Annotated in this window: 17 protein-coding genes; 7 read left to right on the top strand and 10 right to left on the bottom strand. The window is 67.7% G+C overall.

The window, feature by feature from the left end; translation table 11 throughout:
* Positions 1-20 precede the first annotated feature (20 nt).
* Entirely contained in the window at positions 21-479 is a 459-nt protein-coding gene (locus NL126_RS00810) for an MGMT family protein (protein WP_255196999.1), read from the bottom strand.
* 89 nt (positions 480-568) lie between these two features.
* On the opposite strand from NL126_RS00810, the gene NL126_RS00805 reads away from it, so the two are divergent.
* From NL126_RS00805 to NL126_RS00795, 3 genes are all read left to right on the top strand, one after another.
* Positions 569-1,021 carry a bis(5'-nucleosyl)-tetraphosphatase gene (locus NL126_RS00805; protein WP_255196998.1) on the top strand — a complete coding sequence of 151 codons (453 nt, stop codon included), beginning with the start codon at positions 569-571 and terminating at the stop codon, positions 1,019-1,021.
* 30 nt (positions 1,022-1,051) lie between these two features.
* Positions 1,052-2,074, top strand: coding sequence for a DUF5787 family protein (locus tag NL126_RS00800; protein WP_255196997.1), 1,023 nt, complete (start codon positions 1,052-1,054; stop codon positions 2,072-2,074).
* 102 nt (positions 2,075-2,176) lie between these two features.
* Complete coding sequence (locus NL126_RS00795; protein WP_255196996.1) at positions 2,177-3,472, top strand: carboxylate--amine ligase; 1,296 nt, start codon at positions 2,177-2,179, stop codon at positions 3,470-3,472.
* 1 nt (position 3,473) lies between these two features.
* Here the strand turns inward: NL126_RS00795 and NL126_RS00790 are convergent, their stop codons facing one another.
* From NL126_RS00790 to NL126_RS00780, 3 genes are all read right to left on the bottom strand, one after another.
* Positions 3,474-3,983: a DUF5797 family protein gene (locus tag NL126_RS00790; protein WP_255196995.1), complete on the bottom strand. Its 510-nt coding sequence runs from the start codon at positions 3,981-3,983 to the stop codon at positions 3,474-3,476.
* A 318-nt stretch (positions 3,984-4,301) separates the two neighbouring features.
* On the bottom strand, positions 4,302-6,557 hold the full coding sequence (ppsA, locus tag NL126_RS00785; RefSeq protein WP_255196994.1) for a phosphoenolpyruvate synthase: 2,256 nt from the start codon (positions 6,555-6,557) through the stop codon (positions 4,302-4,304).
* Between the two features lie 122 nt (positions 6,558-6,679).
* The gene (locus NL126_RS00780; protein ID WP_255196993.1) at positions 6,680-7,588 is read right to left on the bottom strand and encodes a PhzF family phenazine biosynthesis protein; all 909 of its coding nucleotides are present in this window, start codon (positions 7,586-7,588) and stop codon (positions 6,680-6,682) included.
* Positions 7,589-7,755: 167 nt separating this feature from the next.
* Here NL126_RS00780 and NL126_RS00775 point away from each other — a divergent pair, with 167 nt between their 5' ends.
* Complete coding sequence (locus NL126_RS00775; RefSeq protein WP_255196992.1) at positions 7,756-9,555, top strand: PAS domain S-box protein; 1,800 nt, start codon at positions 7,756-7,758, stop codon at positions 9,553-9,555.
* 8 nt (positions 9,556-9,563) lie between these two features.
* Here NL126_RS00775 and NL126_RS00770 read toward each other — a convergent pair whose 3' ends face one another.
* Complete coding sequence (locus NL126_RS00770; RefSeq protein WP_255196991.1) at positions 9,564-10,028, bottom strand: nucleoside deaminase; 465 nt, start codon at positions 10,026-10,028, stop codon at positions 9,564-9,566.
* Positions 10,029-10,148: 120 nt separating this feature from the next.
* Between NL126_RS00770 and NL126_RS00765 the strand changes: the two genes are divergently transcribed.
* Positions 10,149-10,844, top strand: a complete 696-nt coding sequence (locus NL126_RS00765; protein ID WP_255196990.1) for a phosphoribosyltransferase — start codon at positions 10,149-10,151, stop codon at positions 10,842-10,844.
* A gap of 118 nt (positions 10,845-10,962) precedes the next feature.
* Here the strand turns inward: NL126_RS00765 and NL126_RS00760 are convergent, their stop codons facing one another.
* Positions 10,963-11,457, bottom strand: coding sequence for a DUF8162 family protein (locus NL126_RS00760; RefSeq protein ID WP_255196989.1), 495 nt, complete (start codon positions 11,455-11,457; stop codon positions 10,963-10,965).
* A gap of 125 nt (positions 11,458-11,582) precedes the next feature.
* A complete protein-coding gene (locus tag NL126_RS00755; protein ID WP_255196988.1) occupies positions 11,583-12,188 on the bottom strand; it encodes an RAD55 family ATPase in 606 nt (201 codons plus the stop codon).
* Between the two features lie 75 nt (positions 12,189-12,263).
* Here NL126_RS00755 and mtnP point away from each other — a divergent pair, with 75 nt between their 5' ends.
* Together mtnP and NL126_RS00745 are read left to right on the top strand one after the other, a co-directional pair.
* Positions 12,264-13,121, top strand: a complete 858-nt coding sequence (gene mtnP / locus NL126_RS00750) for an S-methyl-5'-thioadenosine phosphorylase (protein WP_255196987.1) — start codon at positions 12,264-12,266, stop codon at positions 13,119-13,121.
* A gap of 103 nt (positions 13,122-13,224) precedes the next feature.
* The gene (locus tag NL126_RS00745) at positions 13,225-13,587 is read left to right on the top strand and encodes a hypothetical protein (protein ID WP_255196986.1); all 363 of its coding nucleotides are present in this window, start codon (positions 13,225-13,227) and stop codon (positions 13,585-13,587) included.
* Between the two features lie 15 nt (positions 13,588-13,602).
* On the opposite strand, the gene NL126_RS00740 is transcribed toward NL126_RS00745, so the two are convergent.
* The 3 genes from NL126_RS00740 to smc all read right to left on the bottom strand — a co-directional run bounded on the left by NL126_RS00740 (position 13,603) and on the right by smc (position 18,931).
* Positions 13,603-14,334 carry a hypothetical protein gene (locus NL126_RS00740; protein ID WP_255196985.1) on the bottom strand — a complete coding sequence of 244 codons (732 nt, stop codon included), beginning with the start codon at positions 14,332-14,334 and terminating at the stop codon, positions 13,603-13,605.
* 84 nt (positions 14,335-14,418) lie between these two features.
* Complete coding sequence (locus tag NL126_RS00735; RefSeq protein ID WP_255196984.1) at positions 14,419-15,363, bottom strand: segregation and condensation protein A; 945 nt, start codon at positions 15,361-15,363, stop codon at positions 14,419-14,421.
* Positions 15,356-18,931, bottom strand: coding sequence for a chromosome segregation protein SMC (gene smc, locus NL126_RS00730; RefSeq protein WP_255196983.1), 3,576 nt, complete (start codon positions 18,929-18,931; stop codon positions 15,356-15,358). Before smc ends, NL126_RS00735 begins: the two co-directional genes overlap by 8 nt.
* Between the last annotated feature and the right edge of the window lie 20 nt (positions 18,932-18,951).

Raw genomic sequence — 18,951 nt, 5'->3', positions numbered from 1 at the left:
GCCCCGTTCTCGGATAAAAACTACAGCCCTTCGAGCGACCGGAGCCGCTGTTCGATTTCGGGCGGTGCGGCACTCGGGCCGTCGCGGACGCGATGGTCCGGAACCACGAGCGGCGTGGGGTTCTCGTCGAGGGCCGTCCGCACCAGCTGGAGGTCGTCCATCTCCTCGGCGTTGAGGCCGGGCGTCATCGTCGCCAGCTTCTCGACCGAGACCTGCTCGCCGTAGGGAATCTCCCGGACCTTCTCCAGGACCGTCCGCTGGTCGGTCGGCATGGTGAGTGCCACCTCGACCTCGGAGAAGTCGACCTGCTCGCCTTCGAGGTACGCGTCGATGCGGTCGAGCAGCGGATGGTCGGCTTCGGCGCCCTCGTCCGGCTCGGCGGGGAAGGAGACGGAGAGCACTTTTCCCGAGGCGTAGCCCACCTGGATGTACCGGTCGAGGTAGCCAGATTCCCGCGCGTAGATTCCCGCGTCGTCCATAGCGGACCGTCGGGCCTCCATCGCTTGAAACTTCTCCCCGGTCTGACCCTTCGACACGCATATAAACGGTGGTGAAGTAAAACCGGCTAATGATAGAGGCCACGAGTGCGGGAGCCATCCTCTTTCGAGAGACCCGTGGCCGGCGTGAGTACCTGCTGCTGAAGTCGCGGCCCGGCGATTGGGAGTTCCCCAAGGGCGGGGTCGAGGGCAACGAAGAGCTACAGCAGACCGCCATCCGCGAGGTGACAGAGGAAGCCGGTATCGAGGACTTCCGCCTGTTAGATGGGTTCCGTGAAGACTACGACTACGTGTTCGAGGCGAACGGCAACACCATCCACAAGACGGTCCACCTGTTCATCGCGAAATCGTTCGAGGCGTCCGCCGAACTCTCGAAGGAACACCGCGACCTGCAGTGGCGCGACTACGAACAGGCCATCAACACCATCACACAGGACGGTCCCCGCGACATCCTCCGGGAGGCCGACGTGTTCCTCGACGACTACTACGAGGACGACGAGGACGAGGACGAAGACGAGGAGTAGCCTTTAGCCGACCGCTTCCCTCTCCTCGCCGTGGACGAACCGGAGTTCCTCTTCGAGTTGCGGGTCTGCCGCTGGGCCGAGCAGTACTGGCCCCCGGACGGTGAGCGGCGCGACTCCGCCGTTCTCGTCGCCCGTCAGCTCGGCACCCGTGGGCGACGGTGGGACACCATCGTTCTGGAATGCGACCCCGACGGGCTCGACGCCCGAGCGGTGTTCGGCGAGGAGCGACTCGACTCCGACCTCCTCCACGTCGTCCAGCACGCCCCCGCGTCGTGGGCGTGGTACCGCGACGCGCTCCCGGATCCGGGCTACCCGTGGCGCTACGTCCGCGAGGCGGTCCACGAGGCTGCCGACCGCGGGCTCGTCGAGACGCGGGACGGGACGAACGGCCGCATCGAACTCCGGCGGAAGTATCGCTACCCCGAGTGGGTCCGCCGAATCATCGCCATCGAGAACAAGCCGGACCTCGACGCCAGCGCCGCCCGCGTCCTCGGCGACCAGCTCGAACGCGACGTGGCGCTCGGGCTCGCCGACGAGGTGTGGGTCGCGACTCGCGCGACCGGCGCAGACGTGGAGCCAGCGCTCTACGAGCGTCTCCCTGTGGAGGCGGGCATCCTCGCGGTCGGTGACGACTCGGTCGACGTGGCGTGGAACGCCACCTCGCTCGCGGTGGACGCGCCCGGGACACGGATTCTGGAGCGTCCCTCGGGCAACGAGCACGACCAGTCGGCCGCGCGCTTCGAGTACGCCGACCCCGCCTGGAAGGCCGACAAGCGACTTCAGATCGCCGAGCGCGCCTACGAGCGGGGCTGGCGGTCGTTCGTCGATACCATGCGGCCCGACTGCCGCCACTTCGAGCTTCGTGACCCCGACCTGCCGCTGCCGTACTGCGCGGCGAAGGGACGGCACGTCACCGCGGGGGAGTGTCGCCACGCCTGCAGCGAGCGGTCACCCGAGCCACCGGCGTGGCGGACGAACGGCTGGCCCATCGAGGGGGGACCGGGGGCGGCACTCAAGCGGCTGTTGGCCGACCAGCGAGCCAGCCGGCGGTGAGCGGTAGCAACTGGCTACCGCCGACGTCCGGGGGCGTAGGCACTCTTGGCCGAACGGGAAGCAGGTGTATTACTTAGCCCCGGTAGCGGCCTCTTTCCTCTCATGTACCCGAATCGGGAGGGGGACGGTGCGGTGACCCGGGACGCCGTCGTGATTCCAGGTATCTCGGCGGCGAGTTCGGTGGCCTGTCTGCGGTCACTGGGTAGCCGGGGGGTCCACACGATCCTCGTCACCGAGCGCCCCGACGTTCCTGCGCGCTACTCGAAGTACTGCGACGAGGTGGTGACGACACCGCCGCCGGCCGACGATCTCGACAGCTACCGCGAGACGCTGCTCGAACTGGCGAAGCGTCCCGACGTGCGGACCATCATCCCGTTACGCGAGATCGACGTGCTCGTCCTCGCGAAGCACCGCGAGGAGTTCGAGCCACACGTCGCGACGCCGTGGCCGACGTTCGAGACGCTCCGGTACGCCCACGACCGGAAGCTGCTGTTCGAGGCGGCCGAGCGCGCGAACGTCCCGATTCCCGAGACGAAACTGCTCTCGGCGGTCGACGACTGGAGCGTCGAGCGCATCGTCAAGCCGCGCTACGGCATCGTCACGAGCGACTACGTCCCCGAGGTCCCGGAGAACCGGGTCGTCTCCGTCGGCACGACCGAACATCTCGACCCCGGGGTCGCCCCGGACGTCGCGACAATCCAGGCGTCGATGCGCCACGACCCCATCGTCCAGGAGTTCGTTCCGGGCACCGAGTACTGTTATCGGGGGCTGTTCGACCACGGCGAGGTCGTCTCCAGCTCGCAGAAGCGGCTCGTCCGCGGCATCAAGTACACGCGCGGGCCGAGCATCTACCACGAGACGGTCGACATCCCGGCGCTGGAGGAAGCCGGGAAGGCGCTCCTGAAGGAAATCGAGTGGCACGGCCTCGCCTCGGTCGGCTTCATCCAGGACGCGAACACGGGTGAGTTCAAGCTCCTCGAGATCAACCCGCGGTTCTGGGCGTCCCTGCCCATGGACATCCACGCGGGCGCGGACTACCCGTGGCACTACTGGTCGTTCGCCAAGGGCCACCCCGAGCGCATCATCGACCACTACGAGGTCGGCGTCGGCTCGCACCTGCTCACCGGCGAGGTGGCGCACCTCCACAGCGTGCTGTTCGACGACGACTCGCTCACCGACCGCCCGTCGGTCCACGGGACGCTGTGGGCGCAAGCGACCTCCCTCGTCCGTCAGCCCCACTTCGACGTGTTCAGTCTCGACGACCCGCGGCCGTTCCTCCGGGGGTTCCGCCGCTCGGTCGTGCAGACCGCGAGCAGCGACAGCGACGACGAGGCGCCCGTCGACACGGCCCCTGCCGACCGGGACGCGGCCGAACCGGAGGCGCCACCAGAAGCCTAAGTCAGGCCGACGGCTCGAGCAGTTCGACCTCGATATCCTCGCGGGCGACCGTGAGCTTGTACGTGGGAACCGTGCGGCGCACGGTCGTGACGACGCCCTTGTTCGCGAGCGACCGCAGCCCCGAGCGCACCTCGTCGACCTCCGGGTCGAACCCGGCGTCGCGGAGCTTGTGCAGCACCGAGACGACGCTCTCGGACTCCTCGTCGGGGCCAGCGACGACCTCGACGATGCCCTTCTGAAGCTCCGGAACGCGGATGACGCGCGGCCCGCCGGCCTCCCCGTCGCCCTCGACGCCGGGCTCGACGCCGACCAGCTCGGCGGCTTCTTGGGTGGCGCGGATGAGGCTGTTCTCGTCGCGGTAGTAGTACTGCTTGAGTTCGGATTCGAGATACTGGTGGACCTCGCTGCCCGACTCCATCCCCCACCGCTCCTGCAGTTCCTTGTTCTTCGTCGGCTGGAGGGCCACGATGTCGCCCAGCCGGGATTCCGCCTCCTCGTCGAGTTCGCTCATCTGCGGGTCGGTACGACGCCCCTCCTTTTCGTCCTATCGGAGCTAGGGAACGAGTGAACGGGTGGTGTCTGGAGTGAGGCACTGAACGGGCACGACAACACCTCGAAAGCCCTCGCCCTTTCAGTCCACCAGGGAACAATGACGCAGAGAGCGAGGCGAAGCCGAGCGATGGAATCGGCTGGGGAGGATGTGGCTGCGGTGCGGTCCTGGTGGACTCCCGGAGGGCGAGCCCGCGAGGGCTTCGAAAGTGTGACCTCCAGCCGCTACCGGCCCGTCGAGAACGATACAAAACACAGTCGAGGCAAATCGGTCTCCTGCTTACCGAACCGAATCGAGCAGGAGCTTCTGTTCGACGCGCTTGACCTCGTGCTGGACGTCGCGCACGGCGTCGATGTTCGCCGAGATGGAGCTCACGCCCTCGTTGACGAGGAAGCGGACCATCTCCGGCTTGGAGCCGGCCTGTCCACAGATGCTCGTCGAGACGTCGTGTTCACGGCAGGTGCCGATGACGTCCCCGATGAGCTTCAGGACGGCGGGATGGAGCTCGTCGAAGCGGTCGGCGACGTTCTCGTTGTTCCGGTCGACGGCGAGCGTGTACTGCGTGAGGTCGTTCGTCCCGAAGGAGGCGAAGTCGATGCCGGCTTCGCACATCGCCTCGACGCCCAGCGCCGAGGCGGGCGTCTCGATCATCACACCCCAGCTCCGCTTCGTGGGGTCGATGCCGGCCTCCTCCATCAGGTTCCGGGCGCGAATCACGTCCTCGCTGTCGTTGACGAGCGGGAACATCACCTCGACGTTGTCGTAGCCCATCTCGAACAGCCGGCGGAACGCCTCCAGTTCGTGCGCGAACACGTCCGGTCGGTCGAGGCTCCGTCGAATCCCACGGTAGCCGAGCATCGGGTTGTGCTCGTGCGGCTCGTCGTCGCCGCCCTTCAGCTGGCGGAATTCGTCCGTGGGGGCGTCGAGCGTCCGGACACGCACCGGGCGGGGGTAGAACTCGTCGGCAACGCCCCGAACCCCTTCGACGATCTCGTCGACGTAGGCGTCCTCGCCGTGGTCCTCGATGTAGCGTTCGGGCGTCTTGCCCGTCGAGAGGATCATGTGCTCCATGCGGAGGAGGCCGACACCGTCGGCGCCCGTCGCGGCGGCGCGCTCGGCGGCCTCCGGGATGGAGACGTTCACCTTGACCTCCGTGGCGGTCATCGGCTTCACGGGGTTCTGCGGGCGGACGTCGGCGTGCTCCTCCTCGGACTCGGTCTGCTTCTCCGAGGAGCCCTCGGTGATGGTGCCCTTGTCGCCGTCGAGCGTCACCAGTTGACCGTCGCCGAGCGTCTCGGTCGCGGAGCCACAGCCGACGACCGCGGGGACACCGAGCTCACGCGAGACGATGGCCGCGTGGGAGGTCATCCCGCCCTCGTCGGTGATGATGCCCGCCGCGCGCTTCATCGCGGGGACCATGTCCGGGGTCGTCATCTCGGTGACGATGATGTCTCCTTCTCCCACTTTGTCGAGCTGGTCGAGTTTGCGGACGATACGGACCGCGCCCGAGACGATGCCCGGCGAGGCACCGAGCCCCCTCAGGAGGACGTCGCCCTGCCCGCCACCGTCGGCGGTCGCGGCGCTCGCGTCCTTCGAGATGGTCGTGATGGGGCGCGACTGGAGCATGTACACCTCGCCGCCGACGAGCGCCCACTCGACGTCCTGCGGGTTGCCGTAGTGGTCCTCCGCGCGCTCGCCGATATCGATGAGCTGGGCGATCTCCTCCTCGTCGAGCACCTGCGCGGTGCGCTGCTCCTCGGGCACCTCGCGTTCGACGGTCTTGCCCGTCGCCTCGTCCTTCTCCATCATCATCTTCTTGTCCGCGATGGTGGCGTCGAGCACCTCACCGCTCTCGCGGTCGATGACGTAGTTGTCCGGGGAGACCGACCCCGAGACGACTGCCTCACCGAGCCCCCAGGCGGCCTCGATGATGATCTTGGGTTCGCCAGTCGAGGGGTGGGAGGTGAACATCACCCCGGACTTCTCGGCGTCGACCATCTTCTGGACGACGACCGCGATGTCGACCTTGTCGTGTGCGAACCCCTGCTCCTGCCGGTAGTAGATGGCGCGCTGGGTGAACAGCGACGCCCAGCAGCGCTTCACGCGGTCGACGAGCTCGTCGCCCTGGATGTTGAGGAACGTCTCCTGCTGGCCCGCGAAGGAGGCGTCCGGGAGGTCCTCCGCGGTCGCGGAGGAGCGGACGGCGACGAACGCCTCGCCGTCGTCGAGGTCGGCGTACGCGCCGAGGATGTCCTCGCGGACGTCCTCGGGCATCTCCGTCTCGAGGATGAGCTCTTTGGCGGTGGCCTCGGCTTCCGCCAGCGACGCCGAGTCCTCGGCGTCGACGGCCACGGCCGAGAACAGCTCCTCGTCGATGCCCGTGCGTTCGATGAACTCACGGTACGTCTGTGCGGTCACGACGAATCCCGGTGGCACGGGGAGTCCAGCCCCGGTCATCTCCCCGAGCGACGCCCCCTTACCGCCCACGGAGTTCAGGTCGTCGGACCCGATATCGTCCAGCCAGAGTACAGGCATCGGTATCTATCGGGAACGTCCGTCAGCCCGATAAAGAAGGTTCCGAAGGAAACGTTGCTGAGGAATATTGCCGGGCGTGCAGGCCGGTGACACGCGACGAATGTGCTGCGCTGGCCGGCGATTCACGCCTCCAGAATGTCGTCGTCGTCGCTCGCGGGCACCGCGAGGTCGCCGTCGAGCGTGACGACGGCCTCACCGCCGACGCGCACGAGCCCCTCGGTCGTCGCGTCGCTCGCTTCGACGACGACGTAGCCCCCGCGGTCGATGAAGAAGCCCTGCTCGACCTGCATTTTCTGTGGCGTGGGGTCGAACGCCCCGAAGCGGTCGAGGTACGCACCACACGCGCCCGCGGCGGTCCCCGTCACGGGGTCCTCGGGGACGCCCGCACCCGGCGCGAACATCCGGGCGTGGAGCGTCGAGGCGCGCTCGAGCGTGTCGAACGTGAACGTGTAGATGCCGGCGCAGTCGTACTCGTCGGTGAGCGCCTCGATGGCGGCCATGTCGGGGTCCATCTCCGAGAGGTCGGAGAGGTACTCGACCGGGGCGACGAGGAACGGCAGCCCGGTCGTCGCGCGCGCCAGCGGGAGGTCGGCTTTGAGTCCCGTCAGCGCGGTCTCGTCGACGCCCAGCGCCTCGGCGACCGTCGCGTACGTGACGTCGAGTTCCCGAATCTCGGGGGCGTTCTGCGTCATCCACACCAGCCCGTCCGCGAGCTCGATGTCGAGGGTGCCGACGTTCGTCTCCAGCGTGTGGGTGCCGTCGGCGAGGCCGTCCTCGGCGAGCGCGTGGTGGCTCGCAATCGTCGCGTGCCCACAGAGGTCGACCTCCTGCGTCGGCGTGAAGTAGCGCACCCGCCGGTCGGCCTCGTCGCTCTCGAAGAGGAACGCGGTCTCGGAGGCGTTGAGCTCGCGCGCGATGGCCTGCATCTGGTCGGCTGCGAGCCCGTCCGCCTCGGGGACGACCCCGGCGGCGTTTCCCGAGAGGGGTTCACTGGTGAACGCGTCCACGAGGAGCGTGCGACGGCGGTCCATACTCGCGGGAGCGGCGGCGGCGACAAAAGCCTGCGGGTCGGGTGGCTCGCTCCGACACGGTCGACGGGCCGCCATCACGACACGTCCGTGAGCGTCTCCGACCGACTCCCGGATGGCGCTTTCGCACTATATTTATATGTGATGTATACGTACTCTTACATGGAAACATGAAGGGTGGTCCGAGCGTGTCGTCGGTGCTCGGGACACTCGGGGCGCTGCTCGTGGTGTCGACCATCGTCGCGGCGGCGCTGGATGCCGACCCCTATCTCGACTCGCTCGTCCAAGGAACACTGGTGCTCGTCTTCGGGGGCGCGTTGCTCGCTCTCGCCGCTCACGTCCGAACCGGCGAGTCGGACGACCGGTCGTGGCGTGCGACCGGCTGGGTCGGGCTGTTCTTCGCCATCTCGGTCGTCGAACTGGTCTGGGTCGGTGTCGTCACAGAGGTCGTCGGTGGGGCACAGGGTCACTTCACCTCGCTCACGACGGTGTCGACGGGGCTCACGGCGGGGGGCGTCGTCGCGTGGTACGACCACCGCCGGGAAGCCGAGTACCGCGAGCGGGTGGCCAGCCAGCGGAGCTACCGCGAGGTGTTCGAGCGCGTGAGCGACGCCATCCTCGTTCACGACCCGGAGACGGGACACATCCTCGATGCCAACCCGTCGGCCGAACGGCTCTACGGCCGCGACGTCTCGACGTTGCAAGGCGTCGGCGTCGAGGAGTTCTCGGTGACCGAGGACGGCTACGACCAGGCGACCGCCGAGCGGTACATCCGGGCGGCTCACGAGACGGGTGACCAGCGGTTCGAGTGGTACGTCGAACTGCCCGACGGCACGCGCCGCTGGGTCGACGTCCACCTCCAGCCAGCCACTCTCGACGGGAACGAGCGCGTGCTCGCCGTCGTCCGCGACATCGACGAGCGGAAACGGCGCGAACTGGAACTCCGGATCAAGGACCGTGCGCTCGACGAGGCACCGGCGGGCATCACCATCGCCACGGCCGACGGCGACAACCCGCTCGTCTACGTCAACGACGCGTTCCTCGACATCACCGGCTACGACCGCGAGACGGTGCTGGGGAAGAACTGTCGGTTCCTCCAGGGTCCCGACACGGACCCGGACCAGGTCGCGGTGCTCCGTCACGCCATCGAGGAGACCGAGTCGGCGACCGTCGAACTCCTGAACTACCGTGCGGACGGCACGCCGTTCTGGAACGAGGTGGGGCTGACACCCGTCCACGACGACGACGGGACGGTGACGCACTTCCTCGGCGTCCAGCGTGACGTGACCGGGCGAAAGCGTCGCGAGCAGGCGTTCGCCGTCCTCAACCGCGTGCTCCGGCACAACCTCCGAAACGACCTGACCGTCGTGGCGGGCCACGCCCGGCTGTTCGCCGACCGTCTCGACGGCCGGGACGCCGAACGGGCGACCCGGGTCGCCGAGACGGCAGACGACCTCGCCGCGCTCGGCGAGAAAGCCCGCGAACTCGAGTCTGCGGTCACCAGCGACGAAACCCCACATCCCGTCGACATCGGCGGCATGGTTCGGGCGGTCGCCGGTGACCTCCGGGCGGCGTTTCCCGACGCGACGGTCACGGTCGACGTCCCCGGAGACCACACCGCGATAGGGGTCTCCCGCGTCGAGCGCGCGCTGTACGAACTCGGCGAGAACGCGCTGGAACACGGTGGCTCGACGGTCCGGTTCAGCGTCGAGCGGGCGGACGAGGCGGTGATGGTTCGTATCGCCGACGACGGCCCCGGCATCCCTGCGATGGAGTGTGAGGTGCTTCGAACGGGGCGCGAAACGCCGCTTCGACACGGCACCGGCGTCGGTCTCTGGCTGGCCAACTGGATCGTCACGGACGTGGGCGGCCACCTCGACGTGACCGACGGTGACGACACGACGGTCACGGTCACTCTGTGGGCTGCAGACGCCGGCCACGGACAGCAGGCGGCCATCAACGTCGACTGATTACGTGACTACGGCCAGTAGTCCCGGTGGACGTCGGCGCCCGCCTCCGGGAGCACCGGCCCCACGACCCTGACCTCCCGGTCGCCGTAGGCGAACACGTCGCGCGACGGCACGGCGAAGTCCCGCCCGGTGAACTCCGCGACGCGCTCGGCCGACGTCGAGTAGACCACCGCCCCGAGCCCCGCGTGGTAGATGCCGCCCGAACACATCGCGCACGGCTCGGTCGAGGTGTACATGACCGTCTCGCCACGCTCTGCGGCCGAGCGTTCACGCGCTGCCCACGTCGCCAGCGTCAACTCCGGGTGCTCGCGGAGGTCGCCCTCGGTCGCGACGGCGTTCCTGGCTTCCGCGACCACTTCCCCATCGTGGACGAGCAGGGAGCCGAACGGCTCGTCGCCGCGGTCGGCCGCCTCGCGCGCGAGGTCGAGTGCGCGTTCGATGTACGGCTCGTGGTCGAGCGTCTCGAGGTCCATGTCCGTGGTACGCGCCGCCGGGTGAAAACTCTCTACCAGGTCCAGACCGCGTCGGCGCGCACCTTCACCGCTCGCCGGAGGAAGGAGAGCTTAAGGGTACACGCGCGCGTTCTCTCGATAATGAGCGACCTCCCGGACGAGTTCAAGTGTACGATTACGAACTGGGACTACATCTACGACCTCTGTCGCGAGGTGTCGAACGACGTGAAGGCTGCTGAGTTCGAGCCCGAGGTCGTCGTCGCACTCGCCCGCGGTGGCTGGTTCGCGGGCCGCTGTATCTGTGACTTCCTGGGGCTCGACGACCTGACGAGCCTGAAGATGGAACACTACGTCGGCACCGCCCAGAAGACGGGCGAGCCGAGCGTCCGCTACCCGATGCCGGAGGGATCGGTGGAAGGAAAGGACGTGCTCATCATCGACGACATCGCCGACACGGGCGGGAGCATCAAGCGCGCGCACGAGTACGTCACCGATCGCGACGCGGGGGAGGTGCGGACTGCCACGCTCCAACTGCTCGGCACCAGCGAGTTCGACCCCGACTTCGTCGGCGAGAAGCTCGACGAGTGGGCGTGGATCGTCTACCCCTGGAACTTCATCGAGGACATGATCGACCTGACGGAGGGCGTGATGGAGCGGTCGGACCTGGAGACGTTCACCCGCGAGGACCTCCGGCACGCGCTCTCGGAGTTCCACGACGTCGAGCGCATCGAGATGGAGATCGCCCAGCCGGGGCGACTGGGGGAGGTGCTCAACGAGATGGAGCGGCGGGACGTGGTCGCGCCTGCCGGCTCCGAGCAGTGGCGGCTCGCAGACTGACTGCTCCACCGGCCTCTGTCGCTCGGTCGCCGTGAGCGGGATGCGTACCCAGCGTCGCCCCGATATCGGCGTCTCAACCGACGCGCGTGGGCGCTCTGGACGATGAGCCGACCCGTGGCTAGCCCGGGTACGCGGCGATGAGCGCGAGGACGAACAGCGGCACTGCGAACAGCACGACGTACCACACGGTGCCCACGAACAGCAGCAGCCACGTCGAGACGCCGTAGCCCGTCGGGTCCCAGTCGACGCCGGCACGCGGGAGGCCGACCGCGCCGACCAGCGGCACGCCGAGCACGTAGCCGAGCGAGACGGGCACGATGACGGTGAGGATGGCGTTCGCCATGCGCGCGCCGCCCTCGGGGCCGCCGATGTCGACCAGCCCGAGCGCGACACCGGCACCGAGCACGTACGGGAGGGAGGCGCCGACCGTGACGACGGCGTACGTCACCGCGAGCGAGCCGTCCGGCGGGAGCCGGCGGAACAGCGACCGGAGGCGCGTGGACGCCAGGAACGGCGTCCACAGCACCGACGCGACGACCCCGGGACCCAACACGAGCAGGAGGAGAGCGCCGAGCCCGACGACCGCACCGGGGAGCGACTGGAGGGGAACCATACCCGACCCGCTCGGGGCGCCGACAAGTGCTTTCTCCTCACGCCAGGGTCAGGTCCAGTTCCCCAAAGGCGGTTCGCCCGTGGGGGCAGTACGGCGGCTCCCCCGTGGTGTGGCCGGCGCGCACGTCAGATGTCCCGGCTGGTGTCGACCCGCACGCCGTCGAGGAACTGGATCTTCAGCGGTTCGAGCAGCGCCCGCCCGTTCCGGGCTTTCGTGACGTACAGCCGGGTCTCGACCGACAGCGGGAGCCGGGTGAGTTCGACGTGCCACGCCCAGTCGGCCCGGCCGAGCGTCAGCCAGCGGTTCTCCGGCTCGGTCGACGTCCGGAGACAGTGGAGGACGCCGACGCTTCCTGTCTCGGCCAGTCGGCGCTTCAGCGCCGAGAGTAGCGCCACGTACGCCTCGGTCGACGCCGACTCGAGTTCGTTCACCGGGTCGATCGCCACGACCGACTGCTCGGGCAGGCCGTCGAACTGCCGCTCCGGCTCGTCGAGGAACCCCTCGGGGCGGACGTGGCGCACGTCGACGAACGGCGGGAGTTCGCCGTCGACCTCGGCTGCGGGTCGCAACAGCGAGAGGTAGCGGCCGCCGTGGGTGCTGAGGAAGGCGTGCAGCAGTTGCTCACTGCCGGCGTCCGGCGGTGACGAGATCGCCAGGAGCGTCCCCGCCGGGACGCCGCCACCGAGCCGGCGGTTGACGACATCGACACCCGTAGAGAGCCGTTCCGTCATCCGCGCTACCGTTCGTCGGTCCGACACAAAGCTCCTCCGGGCCGCTTTTGTGCGCCCCCCGCGAACCGCCGGGCTATGATAGGGTTCATCGGTGGCTCCGGTATCTACGACTCGCTCCCGCTCGAAGACACCCACGAGGAACACGTCGAGACGCCGTTCGGCGAGCCGTCGGCCCCCGTCACCATCGGGTCGATGCCAGACGGCACCGAGGTGGCGTTCCTCCCGCGCCACGGCCGTGACCACCAGCACTCGCCGACGACCGCGCCGTACCGTGCGAACATCCACGCGCTGAAACAGCTGGGCGTCGAGCGGGTGCTCGCGTCGAACGCCGTCGGCTCGCTCCGCGAGGACCTCCCGCCACGGACGCTCGTCGTCCCGGACCAGATCTTCGACCGCACCCGCAAGCGCGAGTACACGTTCTTCGACGAGGGCTGTGTCGTCCACATGCCCTTCGCCGAGCCGTACTGCCCGCACATGAAGTCGCACCTCGCCGAGAGCGCCCGTGAGGCGAGCGAGGCCGAGGTCGTCGAGGACGGCACCTACGTCTGCATCGAGGGGCCGCAGTACTCGACGAAAGCCGAGTCCGAACACTTCCGTGCCTCCGGCTTCGACGTCATCGGGATGACCGCGATTCCGGAGGCGAAACTCGCCCGCGAGGCCGAACTCTGTTACGCCACCGTCACCGGCATCACCGACTACGACGTCTGGAAGGACGACGCGGAGGTCACCCTCCAGGAAGTGCTCGACAACGCCGCGGCCAACGAGGCGTTCATCAAGGCGACCGTCCAGCACGCCATCGAGGCGATGCCCGACGCCCGCGAGTGCGACTGTGGGCACGCGGTCGAGGGCGCGGTCAACACGCCCGCGGAGGCCATCCCGGCCGACGTCCGCGAGACGGTGGACCTGCTGGTCGGCGACTACCTCGACGACTAACGAACACACGAACGGCCCCCCAACTCAGGTGTCAGACTCGTGTCCAGCGCTCGACAGCGCTCGCGTGGCGTAGATTTATTCTCTCTGAGTGCCACTTAGTGGCATGGGTGTGGGTACGAACCGGGGGACCAGCGTCGCCGACCGACCAGCAACCGCTACGGAGACCGACGACGAGCTGGCGCAGGCCATCGAGCGGCACCGACCGACGCTGACCTGTCTCGGCGACGTGTTCCGGCGACCGACCGCCGAGCCGCTGGCGACGGCCGTCGCCACACTCGTTCTCGTCGTGCTGGCGTGGCAGACGTACGCGACGGCGGTGACTCACGGGCTTCTGGTGGGGGCTGCGGTTCTCGGGACGGTCGCGCTCGCCTACTCGATTGCCGTGCGCTGCTGGGCGGTCCAGAACGAGTACGTCGCGGTCGTGCTCGCCCGCCGTGACCTCGACGCCGTCGAACGCGCCGAGTGACGACACACGCGGGCGCTAGTCGTCATCGTCGTCCTCCTCGTAGTCGGCGTTCCCGGGGTTGGACTCGTGGTTCAGGTGCTCCTGCAGACGGTCGCGGTGGGCCGCCAGTTCCGTGTCGTGGTCGTCGAGCAACTGGTCGTAGCGGTCACGGGGGCCGTACTCCTCGACGTGGTCGACGACGTCGCGGACGTGATGGCGATACTCCTCGAGATGCTTCTCGTACTCCTCGTAGTGTTTCTCGAACCGCTCGCGGTGTTCCTTCCACTCCTTCCCGGACGCGTCGGTCCGTTCGAGTCGCTCGTGCTCCCGCTGGAGCGTCCGGTGCTCCTCGCGCAACTCGACGTACGTCTTCCGGAGCTTCTCGTGGTCGTCGGTGAGTTCCTCGAGGTCGTCTGCTTCCTCCTTCGGTAGCTCGTCCCGCTCCGTCGGCGTGCTGGGGGCCGCCGGTGCCGGCGTCCTCGTCTCGAATTCCGATGTCGGGTCGTCAGGGTCGACCGGTGTCGACCCGCTCGCTCCCGGTTGTGTGGGGGAGCCGACTCCCTCTGCAGTTGCCGAGCTCGGGGTTCCTCCTGGAGTGGCCGTCCCGTCGACCGTCTCGTTGCCCACGGCGGGGGTGATGTTCGGGACGCCGAGTGCGACGACGATGCCGGCGACGAACAGCACCGTCCCGACGGCGGTGATGGCCAGTTGGAGCCCGCCGCTCGTGGGCGGGGATGCGAGCCGCCACGGGAGGCTTCGCGTTGCCATACCCGGCGGTAGGGAAATGCCGTGTTTCGTTATGACTCCGATAAGCTCTCCGCCAGTCGAACCGTTCCGAAGCCGAAACGGTCGCTACTCGTCGACGTCGGCGTCGATTTCGCCGCCGTCAGCGAGCGCCTCCGCGGACTCCGAGACGGCCGCAGGGTCCTGAATCCAGAGGTCGCCGAACAGCTCGTCCTGCTGGAGGCGAACCTGTCCCCGGTGTGCGAGGAACAGCAGGCCGAGGAACGTGTCGACGCGGCCGCCGCCCGCAGCCGAGATCTCCTCGTAGAGCACCTCGTCGCGGCCCTTGTCGTACTGCTGCTGGAGGGCGAGGTAGACGTCGTTGATGATGTCCTCCATGTGCTCGTCGTGGGCCGTCCCGAGCGCGTCGGCCTCCCGCGGCTCGTCGTCCATCCGGAAGTCGTCCCCCGAATGATAGTCGAGCGTCTGGGTGCCGCGCGCGTAGCCGTGCGGCGAGCCGGAGGTGTCGTACGTCCGCGACTCCTTCCACATCGTCTCGCGCTCGCGGTCACGCAGTTCGTGGACGAGTTCATCGAGCGTCTGGGGGGTGCCGCGGGCGTGCTTCCGGTCGAGTCGACGGTCGATCTCCTTCTCCAGCGCGACGAAGGGGTCGTGGTCGTCGAACGGCTCGTCCATCGGCGCGGCGTCCCACGGCTCCTCTTCGGGTTCGTCGTCCGCCAGCATCGCGTCGGACTTCATCCGCAACAGGACCGAGGCGTAGAACAGCGCTCGCCCGCCCGCGCGGAGGTCGGCCTCGTCGAGCCGGTCGAGGAACTTGTCCGTCACCACGACGATGTCGATGTCCCACGGCTCGATTTCGCCGTCCTTCGCGAGCTGGACCAGCAGTTCGACCGGCTCGACCTCGTCGTCGCTCGTCTCCGCGACGTCGAACTCCGAGAGGACGCTGTCGTCGTCTGCCTCGGCCTCGTCCTCCGCCTGCCGGCGCTGCTTCTCCTCGTCGTGCCCGGCGATATTGAGGGGGATGCCGCCCGCCTCCGAGGCGTCGTCAGTCATCCGCGACCACCCCAACTTGGCTCAGGTCGATCCCTGTCACCGCCGACACGTTGTCGTCCTGCATCGTCACGCCGATGGCGCGCTCCGACCGTTCCAGGAGCGCAGAGCGGTGCGAGACGACGATGAACTGCGCGTCGCCCGCGAGGTCGTCGACCATCTCGCCGACCATCTCGGCGTTCGCGGCGTCGAGGAACGCGTCGACCTCGTCGAGCGCGTAGAACGGCGCGGGGTTGTACCGCTGGATGGCGAACACGAAGGCGAGCGCGGTCAGCGACTTCTCGCCGCCGCTCATGGCGTCGAGCCGCTGGACCGGCTTGTCGCGGGGCTGGGCCTTCATCGTCATCCCGCCCTCGAACGGGTCCTCGGGGTCTTCGAGCACGAGGTCGCCCGAGCCGTTCGACAGGCGCGCGAAGATGTCCTGGAAGTGCTCGTTGATGCCCTCGTACGCCTCCATGAACGTCTCCTTCTTGCGCGCCTCGAACTGCTCGATGCGTTCGCGGATGCCGTCGGCCTCCTCCTGGAGGGTCGCGCGCTTCTCGGTGAGGTCCTCGAGCTCGTCTTCAACCCGGTCGTACTCGTCGATAGCGAGCATGTTGACGGGTTCGAGCTCCTCCATCCGGTTCTCGAGCTTCGTGATCTGGCCCTTCACGCTCGAGAGGTCGGGGATGTCGTCGGCGTCGTACTCCCCGACCTGTGACTCGAGCTCGTCGATCTCCCACTCGAGGCGACGAACCTGCTCGCGCAGGTCCTCGAGGTCGCTCTGGATGGTCTGGACCTTGGTCTTCTGCTCGTCGCGGGCCTCTTTGGCTTCCCTGACGTCCTCCCGGAGGTCCTCACGCTCGGACTTGAGGTCTGCCAGCTCCTCTTCGAGGTCGGCGACCTCCTCGTGTTTCTCCTCCAAGACGGCCTCCTTCTCCTCGATCTTCGACTCGAGGTCGGCGACCGTCTCCTCCGCGTCGGCCTTCTTGTTCTGTGCCGCCTCGATGGCGTCGTGGAGCTCTTCGATGGCGTCCTCCGCGTACTGCTTTTCGAGCTGCAGTTCGTTGAGGTCGCTGTCGAGTTCTTCCATCCGCGAGTCGAGTTCGGCGATGTCCTCGCGGATGGCCTCCGCGCGGTCGTTCAGCTCCCTCACCTCCGAGTCCTGGAGCTCCTGCTGGAGCTCGTCGACCTCGCCTTCGAGCTCGGCGATTTCGCCCTCCTTCTCGCTGATGGCCGCTTCCGTCTCCTCCATCTCGGCTTGCGTCTCCTCGCGCTCGGCCTCGATGTCGTCGAGGTCCGACTGCAGGGAGGCGACCTCGCTCTCGATGTTCTCGACCTCGGTCCGCTTGCGGTCGATGGCCGCCTCGATGTCGCGGACCTTGTCCGCGGCGTCGGACTTCCGGTCGCGCGCGTCGTCGAGCCGCTCGTCGACGTCGCGGATGTCAGATTTTATCGAGGCGCGCTCGTCTTCGAGCGACTGAATCTGCTCGGCGACGCGCTGGAGCTGCCCCTCGCCACCCTTCTCGAAGGAGTAGCGGGAGCCAGACGTGGAGCCGCCGGTCATCGCACCCGACTTCTCGACGAGGTCGCCGCCGAGCGTGACGAGCCGGAACTCGCCCATCAGGTCGCGGGCGGTCTCCATGTCCTCGACGACGAGCGTGTCGCCGAGTACGTAGGAGAACACCTCCGAGTACTGCGGGTCGAAGTCGACGAGGTTGTACGCGAAGTCGACGACGCCCGGCATCGACGGCGCGCTCCCGAGCGACCGCGACCGCATCTTCGTGATGGGCAGGAACGTGGCGCGGCCGGCGTTGCGCTGTTTGAGGTACTCGATACAGCGCTGGCCGACGGAGTCGTCGTCGACGACGACGTTCGCCATCCGACCACCGGCGGCGGTCTCACAGGCCTCGGCGTACTCGGGACTGACCGAGCCGAGCTGGGCGACCGCGCCGTGAACGCCATCCAGACCGCCGTTGAGGACCGTCGTCACCGCGCGCCCGAACGAGGAGTCACCCGACTCGCCCGCGCGGGCTTCGAGCTGTGCGTACTCCTGCTGTTTGGCGGCGATGTCGTCTTCGAGCTCCGAGAGGTCGTCCTGCAGGCTCGCCTTCTCGGCTTTGAGGTCGTCGACGACCTCCGAGATGGTGTCGAGGTTCTGTTTCGCCTTGTCGAGCTCCGATTCGAGGTCCGAGATCTCGGCTTCGATTTCGGGGAGCTGTGACTCGGCGGTCTCGATCTGCTCCTGTTTCTCCCGTTGTTCGGTGGAGCGCCGCCGCGCCTCGTCGAGCAGGCGGTCCTGCTCGCGCTGGAGCTCGTTCTTCTCGTCCCGGAGGTCGTCGAGCCGCTCGCGCTTCTCGTCGATCTCGCTTCTGAGGTCCTCGTACTCGGTGTCGAGGCTCGCGATTTCGTCCTCGACCTCCTCCAGGCCGGCGAGCTTCTCCTGTTTGTCCGCCTTCAGCGACGACTTCCGGACCTTCCGCTCCCGGATGTCTGACTCGAGCTCGTCGACGGTCTCCTGCTTGCGGTCGACCTGGACGAACGACTGCGACCGCTTGTTCTCGGCCTCCTCGATGCGTTCCTGCTGTGCCTCGATCTTGTCCTCGAAGCGCCCGATTTCGCCTTTGATCTCCTCGATCTCACGCTTGATGGCGAGCTGTTCGTCCTCGCCCTTCGTCTCGATCTCGCGGTTGAGATCGGCGAGGTCCTCCTCGAGACGGGTGACTTTGCCCTGGCGCTCGTCGAGTTCGCGCTGGAGGTCGCCGAGTCGGTCTTCCTTCCGCTCGATGGACGCCTTGGCGTCTTCCTGCTCGGCGCGTTTGTCCTCGAGTTCGGCGGCCTTCAGGTAGCCCTCGTACTCCTCCTTCTGCTCTTTGAGCTCCTTGTACTGGAGGGCGGTCTCCCGCTCGTCGGAGAGCTGTTCCAGGCGGTCCTCCTTCTCTTCGATGCGGAGGTCGGCCTCGTCGACGCGCTCCTGCACGGTTTCGAGCTCGTCGAACGCGTCGTTCTTCTTCGCGTCGAACTCCGCGACGCCCGCGATCTCGTCGATGATCTGTCGCCGGTTGTACGGCGTCATCGTGATGATCTCGGTCACGTCGCCCTGCATGACGACGTTGTAGCCTTCGGGCGTGACGCCGGCCTGCGAGAGCAGGTCGCGGATGTCCCCGAGGTTCACGGAGCGACCGTTGAGGTAGTAGTACGAGTAGTAGGTGTCCTCGTCGGTCTGTTTGACGCGGCGACGAATCGAGATCTCGTCGACGTCGCCGACGTCTTCGCTGCCCGCCGCGGAGACGACCTGCTCGCGGGTGAGCGTGCCGTCGTCGTTGGCGAGGATGACCTCGACGCTGGCGGAGCGTTCGCCGCCGAAGCCGTCGCGGTCGTCGTGTCCGGGGTCGAAGATGAGGTCGGTGAGTTTCTCCGCTCGGATGCCCGACGTGCGGGCGAGGCCGAGCGCGAACAGTACGGAGTCGATGATGTTCGACTTCCCGGAGCCGTTCGGGCCGCTGATGGTCGTGAAATCCTCGTAGAAGGGGATACGCGTCTTACGGCCGAAGCTCTTGAAGTCGTCCAGAACGAGCTCTTTGATGTGCATGGGGGCGCTCGTGGTGGCCC

Origin of the sequence: Halorarius litoreus, from assembly GCF_024362405.1 — an archaeon.
Classification (GTDB): domain Archaea; phylum Halobacteriota; class Halobacteria; order Halobacteriales; family Haloarculaceae; genus Halorarius; species Halorarius litoreus.
The sequence above is the reverse complement of the archived record's forward strand: the minus strand, read 5'-3'. Positions and strand labels throughout refer to the sequence as shown.